This window comes from Peribacillus sp. 05N428 (genome assembly GCF_056397085.1).
In genome coordinates, this window is sequence record NZ_JBFTMS010000043.1 from 1 (window position 1) to 13256 (window position 13256).

A 13256-nucleotide genomic window follows, 5' to 3' on the forward strand; every position below is an offset into this window, starting at 1 on the left:
GATAGAAGGCTTTGGATCATTAGGACCTGTCATTGCAACAAATCCCATTTCTGGCCATTCTTTGACAAATCCATCTTTATTCACGGGTCTTTCTTCTAAAATCTCAAATCGTTTTGAACGCAGCATAAGAAATATCCCTCTTTCTATCAKTATTTGGTTAGATAATTTTTTAAGATGTGTGTTTCCRTAGAAGCAGYAATTTCTTCCTGAGTGCTTACTATTTTCAGAGASRCAGTGTCTTTAGAAGGTAGATACTTTCCAATGAGAGAGTGATACAGTCCTCCCCCTATAATCGCTGAGGTTAAATATAGAGCCAAACTCACCGCTATTCCCCAAATGATGGCTAAACCCTAAATCGTGTATTGGGCATCATTTAAGACAAGAGCAGCGACACAGCCAGCACCAAAGAAAATCAGAATAAAGCAGCCAATAAACTCGGCGATTAATACCCCTTTTCATGCTTTTATGGGATACACCTTCTTTCCATTTTTTAAAAGCCACCTCCATGAAGCGATGGGGCGTATCCTAGTTTCCTTCCATTGGAAGTTTGTTGCTCAACTAGCTGGCAAGGAGCCTACGTTCTGCTAACGTAATAGGTTGAATATTTTCTTTTGACTATAACCTCCTCTTTTTTAATTCGATAAACTTATTATAATTTTCTGAATTTTAAATGTCCCTAGACATAACTTACATGTCCTAGCACTTTTTCTACTTTTTAAATCAAGGAATTTTATTAGTACCTAACTAGACATGTGTATATGGACCACTTTAAAAAAGAAGGTGTCTCCCTTATGCCATTTGGTTAAATATAAGAGGTTAAAGTGGTTTGTTAGTCTGCTACAAAAAAAGACATGTATAAACGTTGTCACACGTTCCGTACACGTCTCACCTCTTACTAAAATGATTTTATATAAAATGGAAGAGTTGGAGGACTTAGTCCATGTTCACCCAGACACTCTTCACTTCTGTATAGTTAACTAATACGTTACTTCCCATTTCACGATCAATACCAGATTGCGTGTAGCCGCCATATGGACTTGCTGCATAAATGCATTATAGCAGTTGACCCATTCTGTACCCACTTAAATCCGTTGTGCGAGGTAGTGAGCTTTCTTAATATCCTGTGTCCAAATTCCAGACGCTAAACCGAAATCGGAATCATTTACTTTTACAATCAAATCATTTAAATCATCAAACGGCATTGCCGCTACAACAGGGCCGAAGATCTCTTCTTTGGCAATAGCCATCGAATGGTTTACATCAGGGTAGGACGTACGGTGCTTGGGACCATGATCCCGTCCATTGAGACTTTGAAGGTTTCTACTTAAACTAAAGGGGCTTATGCATTAAATTCCAAATAATAGTTTCACTTAAAAGCGCCTTCTTTTCGGTTCACCACTATTTATCCTTACTAATTTACCTTTTGTAAGTCAGCGCAATTCTTCCTTCGCAATCTGGCCAATTGTTGAATAACTCCTTATGTACTCTTCAACTAGCTGCCCCGATGGTTCCATAAGAAAAAGCTGCCTTAAAGACAGCTCTGATCTTCAGCTAACTAAGATAAGCGTTGTTTACTTCTTGAAAAAGGTTAAATGTTTTAAATATTTAATAATTGTTCTTCCCAAATGGTGACCATTTTTAATCGCTTCAATCGTTTGAGGTAATTCTTCAAGTGAAATTTCACTTATTAGAGTAGTTTGAGAAATATTCCATTCATTCACTATTTTCTCCCAAATATAACCACGATCTTTTATTGGTACATTTACAGAAGCAATTCCCAAAAGGTTAATTCCTCTAAGTATAAACGGCAATACTGTTGATGTTAGTTTTATACCACCTGCATTCCCACACATACTCATACATCCACCATAAGAAATTTGAGGAATTAATACAGAAGCAATTTCCCCACCAACAGTATCTAGGACAAAGTCAAACTTTTGCTTATATAATGGTTTATTTTGCACTCCTAATTCATTTACAAAAATGACATCGGTAGCTCCTAAAGATATAGCTACCTCTATTTGGTGTTCTTTTCGAACTAATGCAGCAATATTTTTGTAACCAATTTTAGATAAAATTTGTAAAGCAATACTACCTACTCCACCAGTTGAACCAGTGACTAGAATCCTAGGATTTTTAATTATATCCATACCTTTCTCCTCTAAAGCTATGATAGAAAGGTCAGCCGTAAACCCTGCTGTTCCAAAAACCATGCATCTTTTAAGGATAAGTTGACCGGCATAGGAACAATCCAATCTCCAGGGACTCTAGCATAGTTTTACTAGATACTAAACTGGATCAAGGAACTAAAACACATGAAAAACCTAGACACCACGATAGTCGGAATGGAACCTACCGGTCATTATTGGATGAACCTCTCAAAGTGGCTAGTCAAACAAAACATGGATGTCGTTACGGTCAATCCTTAATGTCAAAAGAAACAAAGAAAATCGTGATAATACGCAATCCAAAAGTGATAAAAAAGATGCCCTTGTCATCGCTGATATGGTAAAGAATGGCTACTATGCCTTCATTCGTTCCACTTCAGATCATTTGAAAAACTTCGTGTCCTTATGGCTAACCGAGATGTGATCGTTAAGCGTCTTGTTAGCTCCATCAACCAAATTAATCGCTGGGTGGATGTTGTCTTTCCCTATCCGTCTTCAACTATTCTGCCCCTTTAGCTCTATAAGAAAAAGGCTGCCTTAGCAACCTTCCCCATGAACATTTTACATATTGAATACAAGTAATCTCTTATTGGCGTTGCATGATTCTTATATTTAAAACCGACCGACCTTTCTAATTTAAACTAAGTTCAATTATGCTGTTTAAGAGATACCTTTAATGATTTGAGTTAAGCCCTCACTAATTGGTGTAGCTGACCGTCCAAGAAGTTTTTCGAAATCATTGCTTTCTACTTCAAGGGTGCCTTCTCGAACGCCTTTTTGGATATCAACGAGCATAGGAATAAGGAAATCAGGTAAGCCAACATTTTTCATAATATCAGCATAAGTAGCATCATCAACCTGTTGAACAGGTACTTCTTTACCCAATACATTACCAACTGCAGATGCAAGTTCTTCCTGAGTCAATAACTTGCCTGAAAGCTCATAGATTGTATTTTCATGTCCGTTACCAGATAGTACCGATGCCGCAGCTTCTGCATAATCTTGTTGTAGTGCCCATCCTACCTTGCCATTTCCTGCTGATGTCACCCAAGGAGCTCCTGCTTGAACACCTTGAATACTTGAAATTTCATTCTCCAAATACCAGTTGTTGCGTAAGAAGGAGTATGGAATGCCTGTTTTCAGAATGGATTCTTCTGTTGCCTGATGCGTTGGAGCAAGAAAATTTTTACTTTCCTTTGCATTGGCCAAGCTAGTATAAGCAATAAATTTAACTCCAGCACGCTCTGCCGCAACTACCGCATTTGAATGCTGACGTATCCTTGTTTCGTTGTCTCCATCCGCAGAAATAATTAACAAGCGATCAATTCCTGCAAAAGCTGTATCCAATGTTTCTGGACGATCAAAATCTCCTTGACGTACGTCTACTCCGCGAGTTCTTAATTCTTCAGCTTTCTCTGGATTTCGCACACTTACAGCCAGTTGATTAGCTGGTACAGTTTTCAATAAGGTTTCTACAACTTTCGTTCCCAACTTTCCTGTTGCTCCTGTTACTAATATTTTCATTTGGGATTCCTCCAATAATTTTTTATATTCAAATTAAACATCCATTAACCTGTATCTATATCTAATACATGTATTTATAATAGATACATGCATTTGTCTTGTCAACCAATTTATAAACCTTTTATATTTTCTTCAAATTTTAAGGTATAATACGTTGTAATCAAATTAAATACATGATTATCCGTGTAATAAACTTTGCGATGAAGTAAAAGGTAGGTGAATGATATGTCCATCAGCAGCCGATTTACCGTTGGTGTTCATATATTAGCTCTTATTGAATTAAATAAAGAGGGAATAAGCTCATCGGAGTTCTTAGCGGGGAGCGTAAACACGAACCCAACCTTGATAAGAAAAATTATGGGTATGTTAAAAAAGGCAGGGTTAATTGAAGTACAACCTGGTATTGCAGGGGCAAAACTAGCCAAGGAACCTTCTTATATAACATTACTTAACGTTTATAAGGCGGTCGATGTTGTGCAGGAAAAAGAATTGTTTAGTATGCATCAAAATCCGCACCCTGATTGCCTTGTGGGCAGGAACATTCAAGATTCGATCACTCCTGTGTTGTCAGCGGCTCAAATTGCTATGGAAAAGGCACTGGAAAATGTAACCATCGAAGATATTGCTAAGGATATTGTTGAAAAAGAAAAGCTTAAAATACAATACTAAATTAATAAAAGACATTCTTGAAAACAGAATGTCTTTTATTCGTAGTCCAAATCCCTTCTTTAACCTGCCCTGCACCGATTGTTGCATAAGAAAAAGAGCTGCCAAAGCAACTGTTAGTGGGACAAGGAAGGATTAAGTGTATAGTTCTTTTTTTAAAGCCTTAATTCCATCCATTACACTTTTTACATTTTCATCATTATTCAATTTGTTTCTTGCATGGAGCAAAACTGGTCTAACAGATTCCACAGAACGTCCAAAATCGTACATCCATTCATATCGAGGAACCATCCAAGTATGAAAATGGTGAGTAGTATCTTCATTATAAAAGTAATAAACATGTTCTATCCCTAATACTTCCCTTTGAGCCTTTCTAATCTTAGATAATAAGTTTATGTAATCAACCTTTTCTAAGTCATTTAATTCGTCCAAGCACTTAATATGGCGTTTTGAGGCTAAAATTACTAAACCTTTAATGGGATATGCAACGTCTTGGTGAGCATGAAAATATTCAGTTTCGACTATTACACAACCATCCGGCTCTATTTCCCCACTTGTTAAAGCACAACTTAAACATTCGACTTCAACTGTTTTTCCATTAGACAAAGTAATTTCCCTCATAATTCCCTCCAAAAACAAAATATTATCTCTCTTAAAAATATAAAAATAAACAAACCCTTATCCTGCCCCGATAGTTCCATTACTCCGATCTTCAGCTAACGCACCCGTTTAAACACAACAAATAGTTGATTATTTGCATTTAAATTCAAATGTATTTTTTTCTAGACATATTGCTTCATCAAAAGTTTTGATAATAATATCAAAACGCTGACTGTATGGATGCATAAATACTTCGTACTGAATCCGACGTTCTTCATGAGACTGCCTTAAATAATTGGTTCCTCTCTCAACAATATCACGGCTCGACCTTCTAATTAATTCCGTTTCACTATCTGTATAGAAGTAAATTTTTAAATCAAATAAATCTGGATTAATAAATGCGACACTCATTCCTTCTACAATCGTTACTTTGTTTTTCGAAGAAATTAACTCACTTTTCATATAATGCGTATCTATTGTATATAAATCTAAACCATCTCTAACCATCTGAATATCTCTTTCTAAAGAATGCAAATGATGAGCTGATGGATGGCAAGCCGTCATTTTATAACGATGATTTTCGTTTTGATATGTATAGTCGATAACTGCATGTTTTCGTATGTTCGAACTAACAATATATGGATCTGCATTAATATAATTCACTTCATTTTGATTTAGTAGGATTGCGAGCCTATTGGCAAACGTCGTTTTTCCAGCAGCACCATGTCCTGAAATGCCAATAACAATCTGTTCAGCAGTCATTCTTACCCAATTTATGATTTCTTGTAATAACTTATCCACCCCTCTCCCCCTTTTACTAAAATAATGCTCTTTTCAGGCATAACTTACAAATTCCAGATGAAGCATCTGATTTCCTTTCTTACTCCAGAATATGGCCAATTGTTGAATAAAGATCCAACAGTACACTTCAACTATCCTTCCCCGTTAGTACCATAAGAAAAAGGCTGCCTCAGCAACCTTCCTTTTTAAAGTAAGAGATCCATTAGTTGAAGAGCAAAGTATTATTTTACAAAGACCCAAACAGAATTACAGCTTTGAGACCTGGGATTAATGCTATTTTCGTCCTAAAGATCAGACTTTTTGTTTTTCTGAATGAAAATTTGCTCTTTGTTGTTGTCCACCTGTCCATGCTCCGATAAAAACCCTGAAATAACAATACTTATTATCCCAACAATAAGAATCCTTTTATATTATATTTTGTGTCCAGTTTAAGTGAATTTTACTATTTAAATAATTTGACTATCATCTGAACTTTTAACATTTCTTCTCCATATATTCTCCATCTGTTCAAGAGTCTTGCCTTTGGTTTCAGGAACCATTTTCCAAACAAATAAGGCAGAAAGCACGCTCATTGAACCATAGAAACCGTATGTTAGTCCCCCACTATATTCCATCATCATAGGATATGTAGAAGAAATAAAATAGTTAGCCGCCCATTGGGCAGCTACAGCAATAGCTACAGCCCGACCTCGAATTTTATTAGGGAAAATCTCTGAAATTAGCACCCAGCAGATCGGACCCCACGACATCATAAATGAAGCTGTATAAATAACGATAAATACAAGCGTCCCTATTCCAATTATATTAGAAAAGGCCATGCTTGCTACACCAAACATACCAATTGCCATTCCAATAGAACCTACTATTAATAATGGTTTTCTTCCCCATCGATCAACTGTTAAAATCGCGATAACTGTAAAGATAACATTTACTAATCCCATAATAATGGTTTGCAGCATAGAAGAATCTTTAGCTGCTCCCATGCTTTCAAAGATACGCGGTGCGTAGTATAAGGCTACATTTATACCTACAAATTGTTGAAATACTGAAAGCAGTACACCTACAATAATAACTAATTTTCCATAAGCGAATAATTTTTCGGAAGAAATATTGATAGTGGTCGTTTTTTTAATATCACTCAAAATCGCTTTCGCTTCTGAAGATCCATTGATTCTTGTAAGTATAGCTAAAGCTTTTTGATCTTGATTCTGTATTGCCAAATAGCGAGGTGTTTCTGGAACTAATAACAAAAGTACAGCAAAGATTAAAGCTGGTATCGCTCCTGAAGCAAACATGTATCTCCATCCTACATCATTTATCCATTCCAACGTTTCACCATTTGCAATACCCCAGTTTACAAAGTAAACGACTAACATACCAAAAATAATCATAAACTGATTAAATGATACCAATCTGCCGCGAATATCAGCCGGAGCAATTTCTCCTATATAGATTGGACAAATGGCAGACGCTAATCCAACACCAATCCCCCCTATAATTCGATAAAAGTTAAAAGCTAGTAATAAAGAAAGTGTTGGTTCACCTTTTGTAAAAAATAAAAATTCGGGATAAGAAGCACCTAATGCTGATACTATAAAAAGAATCGCTGCAAGTATAAGTGATTTTTTACGTCCTAATCTTGATCCAAAATAGCCGGAAATTAATCCTCCGATAATACACCCTATTAAAGCACTTGATACGGTGACGCCATGTGCCAAAGGTCCTAACCCTAAGCTATCGATTAAATAAACCTTTAAAGATTCTTCTGCTCCAGAAATTACAGCTGTATCATAACCAAACAGTAATCCTCCAATTGCGGCGACTAATGTAATCGAAAAGATATATAATGAGTTTCGTTTTTGCTTCATGTTTTACTAAAAACAGTTATGAATGAAGTCTATTTAATATTAAAGCGCATACTTTTGGTTGCGCTTTCAAAATTAATGAACAAGAAGGACTTCTTCCCTCACTCATTCTACTAACTGCTTTTATCCTCCCTTCCATTGTAAATTTTCATTTCACTAAAACAACATTAGACCATTGAATACCAAAGGTTTTTACTCGACGGTAAACGTAAAACGAGTTTTAGAATGATACTCTTTATTTTTTTCTAATAAAATAGAAGGTAATTGCTGATTATGAATGGCATTTGGCGGATGTTGAGTTTCGAAACATAAGTCAAGGTGTTTTTGACAAGGAATTCCTCTAATTAGAAAAGTATCTTCTAACATATTTCCCGTATATAAAACAACATATGGCTCATTTGTTTCCACTATCATTTTCCGTCCGTTAGAAGGATTAACCAAACAAATTTCCTTTTGATGATTTTCACTTAATAAGAATGGATGGTCATACCCATTTCCAACTATTTCATTTTGTTGATGTTTGGATTTTACTCCTTCAATAATTCGCTTTCCCGCTCTAAAATCAAAAGGTGTATGTTCAACGTCTATTAAATTACCTGTTGGCAGTAAGGACCGATCAAGCTCTAAAAACTTATCACTTTTCATAGTTAATTCATGCTGTAAGATATCTTCTTATTGCCACTCAGATTAAAGTAAGTATGATTGGTTAAATTTAATAACGTATTTTTATCTGAAATACCATGATAGGTTATTATAAGATCATTATTATCAGTGAGAGTGTAAACGACGCTTACCTCAAGATTTCCAGGATAACCAGCTTCTCCATCTGGACTCATATAAGTAAATGTCACACTAGCCTCATCTACACTCTCACTAGTAGAGGATTTCCAGATTACGTTATGGAATCCCTCAGGACCACCGTGTAAATGAGTTCTCCCTTCATTCTCAGCGAGGTGGTATGTAAGCCCCTTTACCAATTCTCTATTTATTTCACCGAAAATTCCCTCTTCTATTTTCATATTACTCTCCTTTTCGAGGAAAGGGATGCATGATTCAAATGCAACCAGTTACTTTCTGCTAAATTGATTCAGCCTTTTGCTTAAGTCTTTTGTTTGGTAATATACCTCTTTATATAAAGCATAAAGTTGTTTATACACTGAAACATTTTCTAATTTAGGTTGATATGTTTTTGAAGTAGATATGAATAAATCTGCGCATTCTTCTAATGAGTTGTACCACCCACATCCATAAGCGGCTAACATGGCTGCCCCTAGCGCCGGTCCTTGCTCAGTAGATAGTTTTATAATTTTCGTGTTAAAAACGTCTGCTTGAATCTGAAGCCAACTATCGTTTTTTGCTCCCCCGCCAATTGATACAATAGACGTAATTTCTTTTCCATTTTCTCGAATAATTTCTATTGATTCATTTAATGAGAAGGTAATTCCTTCAATGACTGCCCTTGTAAAATCCCTCTTTTTATGAGAAGCATCCATTCCTATAAAGCTTCCACGTATAGTAGCATCTGCATGTGGTGTTCGTTCCCCAACTAAGTATGGAGTAAATAGAAGCCCATTTGAACCAATTGGAACATTGTTTATATCAGCCAGTAGTTCTTCAAATGACTCATTTTCAGCAAAATTATCTCTAAACCAACTTAAACTATGGCCAGCAGATAATGTAACTCCCATCGTATAAAAAGCATTTTCTTTTCCATGATTGAAATAATGCACTTTCCCAGCAAAGTCCCTATCATTTCGCTCCTCATAAGAAAGTACGACACCAGATGTCCCGATGCTGCATAACGTTTCTCCTGATGATAGAATACCAGCTCCAATTGCTCCACAAGCATTATCAGCTCCACCCGCAAATACCTTAGTCGATAATGTTAGCCCTGTTTTTTGAGAGAATTCTTCATTAATTGTTCCGACACATTCACTGGATTCCACTAGCGATGGGCAAATGCTGATATCAATGCCCACTAATTGACAAAGCTCTTCGCTCCATTTTTTCTCACCCACGTTCAACAATAATGTACCGGCAGCATCTGAATATTCACTATGAATTAAGCCTGTCATTTTGAAGCGTAAATAGTCTTTAGGCAGCATAAATACAGCTGCTTGATCAAATATCTCCGGTTCATGCTCTTTAACCCATAGCAGCTTAGGTAGTGTAAATCCTTCCAAAGCTTGATTTTTTGTTATTTCTAAAAGACGTTTCTCCCCAATCATTTCATATAGCTGATGACACTGTGCTGTCGTCCTTGTATCGTTCCATAAAATAGCATGACGTAAGAGATTATGATTCTTATCCAACAGTACGAGACCGTGCATTTGCCCAGAATAACTTATTCCATCTATATCTTCTGGTCTTACACCGGATTTGGAGATTAGCTCATTTAAAGCACTAGCAGTCTGCTGAATCCACTCCTCTGGATTTTGTTCACTATATCCTGTTTTTTCATGCAGAAGAGGGTAATTTTTAGAAGCTTCTGCACAGATCTCACCTTTTGTATTAACTAAAACAGTTTTGACAGCGCTCGTTCCTAGATCAATTCCTATAATATATTTCATCTTGATTCCTCCACTTTTATAAAAGAGAGCAGAATTTATTTCTACTCTCTTTTATCCGTTAAACTTCTAAAATATATTGATTTAAGGTGGCTTTTAATCGTTCCTGTCTTCCTGAATTATTCGTAATGTTTGGATTATTCAATGCATACTGCTCAAGTGTTTGGAAGTTGGCTCTTCCTTCAACAATCTCAAGACCAATTCCTTTTTTGAAACTGCTGTAGCGTTCATCAATGATGTTTTCAAAAACACGATCTTCCAATAATTTATGAGCCACTTTTAAACCTCTAGCGAACGCATCCATTCCTGCCACATGAGCATATACTAAATCTTCTTGTTCAAAGGAACCTCTGCGCACTTTTGCATCAAAATTTAACCCTCCACTACCTAATCCTCCATTTTGTAGGACCTCATACATTGCTAAAGTTGTAGAATATAGATCTGTTGGGAACTCATCGGTATCCCATCCTAAAAGAGGATCACCTTGGTTTGCATCCACTGATCCCAAGAAGCCTTGAACTCTGGCTACGCGTAATTCATGTTCAAACGTATGCCCAGCTAAAGTAGCATGGTTAGCTTCAAGGTTTAATTTAAAATGGTTATCTAATCCGTATTGTCTTAGGAACGAAATGGTCGTAGCTGCATCGGTGTCATACTGATGCGTTGTTGGTTCCTTTGGTTTTGGCTCAATTAAGAATTGACCTTTAAATCCAATTTCCTTAGCATAATCTACAGCCATATGCATAAATCTAGCCAAGTTATCTAACTCTAACTTTAAATTTGTATTGAGCAGTGTTTCATAGCCTTCACGGCCGCCCCAGAACACATAGTTTTCTGCTCCTAATTCTTTTGCCGTTTCGAGTCCTTTCTTTACTTGGGCTGCTGCATAAGCAAATACATCTGCATTACAAGAAGTTGCTGCACCATGAACGAAGCGAGGATTTGTAAACATATTAGCTGTGTTCCACAATAACTTTACGTTACTTGTTTTCATATATTCTTTAATCATGCTAACGATTACTTCAAGATTTTCATTCGTTTCTTTCAATGTGTTTCCTTCAGGTGCGATGTCTCGGTCATGAAACGCAAAGAAAGGAACCCCTAATTTTTCGAAAAGTTGAAAAGCTGCCTCTACTCTAGCTTTTGCTAAGTCCATTCCATCATATTTATTCCATGATCTTTGCATCGTAGCTGCACCAAAAGGATCTGTCCCATCAGCTGTAAATGTATGCCAGTAAGCAACTGAGAATCGTAGTTGTTCCTTCATTGTTTTACCGCCTACTACTTCTTCTGGGTTATAGTATTTAAAAGCTAAAGGATTTTTAGAATCTTTTCCCTCATATGAGACTTTGTTTACGCTTTCAAAATAATTAATTTTATTAGTATCAGTTTGAATCATGTGTTACTTCCCCCTTTAATTAAAGTGAAAAACTTTCTTCAGAAATATGAAACGAGAAAGTTTGTTGTGTCAATAAACTAACTTTATTTCATGATATACAAAATAATTAGTTATTTCAATGTTTTTTTTTAAAAATTAACGTTATAATATGAAATATACTATTTCCATACTATATTTTTGTTAAACAAAAAAACACTTAGTCCAATGGTAAAACAAAGGAGCGATTATCATTCCGATAGCAGATCAAGCATTAGTAAAGAAAATGAATCAAAAGTTGATTTTAAATGAAATTTTAAAAAACTCACCAATCTCAAGGGCAGCCCTTTCTGAGATTACAGGGTTAAATAAATCCACTGTTTCTTCCCAAGTAAATGAATTAATTGAAAAAAATCTTATTTTTGAAATTGGAGCAGGACAATCTAGTGGCGGCAGAAGACCTGTGATGCTTGTTTTTAATAAAAATGCAGGCTATTCAATAGGTATCGATATAGGTGTTGATTACCTTAATGGAATTCTAACCGATTTAGAAGGCAACATTATCCTTGAGAAGGCTTCTGACTTGTCTAGCCCTTCAGCTGGTGAAGTGAAAGAAATTCTGTTTGCACTTATACATGACTTTATCATTCATTTGCCCGACTCTCCTTACGGTTTGGTGGGAATAGGTATTTGTGTACCAGGTCTTGTAGATAGCAATCAAAAAATTATTTTCATGCCCAACTTGGAATGGTATATTGAAGATTTGCAACTCTTAATTGAAAGCGAGTTCAATGTACCAGTTTTTGTTGAAAATGAAGCTAATGCAGGCGCATGCGGTGAGAAAGTGTTTGGAGTTACTAAAAACTATGAAAACATCATTTACATCAGTATTAACGTTGGAATTGGAGTCGGAATTATTATTAATAATGAATTATATAAAGGAGTAAATGGCTTTTCTGGAGAAATGGGCCATATGACGATAGATTTTAACGGTCCCAAATGCAGCTGCGGGAACCGAGGATGCTGGGAATTATATGCATCAGAAAAAGCATTACTGGATTATTTTTCTAATGACGAAAAGAATATGTCACGAAAAGAAATTGTTGAACGTGCAAATAAAAATGATGTAGCCGTCTTAAATGCACTCCAGAACTTTGGCTTCTACGTCAGTATTGGCTTAACAAATATTCTCAATACATTTGACGCACAAGCTATTATTTTGAGGAATAACATTATCGAATCTCACCCGATAGTGTTAAATACCATTAAGAATGAGGTTTCTTCTAGGGTAAATTCTCATTTGGAAAGTATGTGTGAACTATTGCCCTCTTCATTAGGAAGAAATGCACCTGCATTAGGGGCTGTTTCAATTGTGATCGAACATTTTTTAAATGTTACTACAAGCTAATCTATTTCAGAGTATAGATGATAGATGTCTGAATATCTTTCCTAACATAACAAGAGAGGTCTTTCTCTACCTAGAGTAAGACCTCTCTTGTTTATTTTCGCCCTTACATCCAGAAAGGATAATCGTATTAAATGAGTTAGGTTCTAGATAAAACAATTTGTTGTACATCCATCATTTGGATACCACTCTCTTTCATCATTAATAATGATTCTTTTGGTTTGGCTCCAGACACAGTTCCTCATCTATATCCTAAGGAGGAATATAATTTCTTTCATTCTTCAA

12 protein-coding genes and 2 pseudogenes are annotated in these 13256 nt (G+C 35.9%); 3 read left to right on the top strand and 11 right to left on the bottom strand.

Translation table 11 applies throughout. The features are described from left to right. From AC1DIV_RS24935 to AC1DIV_RS24945, 3 genes and pseudogenes are all read right to left on the bottom strand, one after another. A partial coding sequence (locus tag AC1DIV_RS24935; protein ID WP_477577649.1) for a propanediol/glycerol family dehydratase large subunit occupies positions 1–123 on the bottom strand: 123 nt, incomplete at its 3' end. An 810-nt stretch (positions 124–933) separates the two neighbouring features. Continuing rightward, a pseudogene (locus AC1DIV_RS24940) lies at positions 934–1274 on the bottom strand (aldehyde dehydrogenase family protein); the annotation flags it as partial. Positions 1275–1571: 297 nt separating this feature from the next. Further along, positions 1572–2150 (bottom strand): zinc-binding dehydrogenase, encoded by a 579-nt coding sequence (locus AC1DIV_RS24945; RefSeq protein ID WP_340875874.1) that lies wholly within the window; start codon positions 2148–2150, stop codon positions 1572–1574. 135 nt (positions 2151–2285) lie between these two features. On the opposite strand from AC1DIV_RS24945, the pseudogene AC1DIV_RS24950 reads away from it, so the two are divergent. After that, positions 2286–2654 (top strand): annotated as a pseudogene (locus AC1DIV_RS24950) (IS110 family transposase); the annotation flags it as partial. A 174-nt stretch (positions 2655–2828) separates the two neighbouring features. On the opposite strand, the gene AC1DIV_RS24955 reads toward AC1DIV_RS24950, so the two are convergent. After that, complete coding sequence (locus AC1DIV_RS24955; RefSeq protein WP_241637633.1) at positions 2829–3692, bottom strand: SDR family oxidoreductase; 864 nt, start codon at positions 3690–3692, stop codon at positions 2829–2831. A 225-nt stretch (positions 3693–3917) separates the two neighbouring features. Between AC1DIV_RS24955 and AC1DIV_RS24960 the strand changes: the two genes are divergently transcribed. Further along, positions 3918–4361: an Rrf2 family transcriptional regulator gene (locus AC1DIV_RS24960; protein WP_340878493.1), complete on the top strand. Its 444-nt coding sequence runs from the start codon at positions 3918–3920 to the stop codon at positions 4359–4361. Between the two features lie 132 nt (positions 4362–4493). Here the strand turns inward: AC1DIV_RS24960 and AC1DIV_RS24965 are convergent, their stop codons facing one another. The 7 genes from AC1DIV_RS24965 to xylA all read right to left on the bottom strand — a co-directional run bounded on the left by AC1DIV_RS24965 (position 4494) and on the right by xylA (position 11590). Beyond that, positions 4494–4979, bottom strand: a complete 486-nt coding sequence (locus AC1DIV_RS24965; protein WP_340875872.1) for an HIT family protein — start codon at positions 4977–4979, stop codon at positions 4494–4496. A gap of 129 nt (positions 4980–5108) precedes the next feature. After that, a complete protein-coding gene (locus tag AC1DIV_RS24970) occupies positions 5109–5759 on the bottom strand; it encodes a uridine kinase family protein (RefSeq protein ID WP_340875871.1) in 651 nt (216 codons plus the stop codon). A 446-nt stretch (positions 5760–6205) separates the two neighbouring features. After that, positions 6206–7627 (bottom strand): D-xylose transporter XylE, encoded by a 1422-nt coding sequence (gene xylE / locus AC1DIV_RS24975; protein WP_340875870.1) that lies wholly within the window; start codon positions 7625–7627, stop codon positions 6206–6208. 189 nt (positions 7628–7816) lie between these two features. Further along, complete coding sequence (locus tag AC1DIV_RS24980; RefSeq protein ID WP_340875869.1) at positions 7817–8269, bottom strand: aldose epimerase family protein; 453 nt, start codon at positions 8267–8269, stop codon at positions 7817–7819. A 2-nt stretch (positions 8270–8271) separates the two neighbouring features. Next, the gene (locus AC1DIV_RS24985) at positions 8272–8643 is read right to left on the bottom strand and encodes an aldose epimerase family protein (RefSeq protein ID WP_340875868.1); all 372 of its coding nucleotides are present in this window, start codon (positions 8641–8643) and stop codon (positions 8272–8274) included. Between the two features lie 48 nt (positions 8644–8691). Beyond that, positions 8692–10194 (bottom strand): xylulokinase, encoded by a 1503-nt coding sequence (gene xylB / locus AC1DIV_RS24990; RefSeq protein ID WP_340875867.1) that lies wholly within the window; start codon positions 10192–10194, stop codon positions 8692–8694. A gap of 58 nt (positions 10195–10252) precedes the next feature. After that, positions 10253–11590: a xylose isomerase gene (gene xylA / locus AC1DIV_RS24995; RefSeq protein ID WP_340875866.1), complete on the bottom strand. Its 1338-nt coding sequence runs from the start codon at positions 11588–11590 to the stop codon at positions 10253–10255. A gap of 229 nt (positions 11591–11819) precedes the next feature. On the opposite strand from xylA, the gene xylR reads away from it, so the two are divergent. Then, positions 11820–12974: a transcriptional repressor XylR gene (gene xylR, locus AC1DIV_RS25000; RefSeq protein WP_340878492.1), complete on the top strand. Its 1155-nt coding sequence runs from the start codon at positions 11820–11822 to the stop codon at positions 12972–12974. The last annotated feature ends 282 nt before the right edge of the window (positions 12975–13256 follow it).